Genomic DNA, 433 nt, shown 5'->3' on the forward strand with positions numbered 1-433 from the left:
TCACCCCCGCCGAGATCACCACCTACGCGCGGCAGCTGGGGAACGAGTTGGCGGCAGAGACTCCTGGCGGGTTGCCTGCTGCGGAGGACAAGACGATCAACTCCTACAGCGATCGCATCACCGACGATGGCCGGTTGGAGATCTCGGCGAACCTCGACATCGTCGCCGGCGAGAAAACACGTACTTTGATGGAAACCTTGTCGGCGCCGAAACCTCACGGCCATCGTGGCCTCGGCCGACATTTTCTCGTCGAACGGCACTGCCGCCGGGATGCGGTCGAGGACGTCGATCACGACCGCCGCGTGGGAGGGGCCGGCCGCACCGGAGGCCATCGCGTCGGCGAGTGCCGGATATTTGGGGGCGGCGACCTCGCCGGTGAAGGTGTGGAAGGTGGCGGTCGCTTTCAGTTGTTTCCACCGCCGCCACGGTTCCG

The 433-nt window shown here is 65.8% G+C and carries 1 pseudogene; it reads left to right on the forward strand.

Going from position 1 to position 433, the window contains the following annotated elements:
- A pseudogene (locus tag P3L18_RS28305) lies at positions 1–433 on the forward strand (hypothetical protein); the annotation flags it as partial.

The sequence above is a fragment of the Gordonia sp. N1V genome (assembly GCF_029269935.1).
In the GTDB taxonomy this organism is placed as follows: Bacteria; Actinomycetota; Actinomycetes; order Mycobacteriales; family Mycobacteriaceae; genus Gordonia; species Gordonia polyisoprenivorans.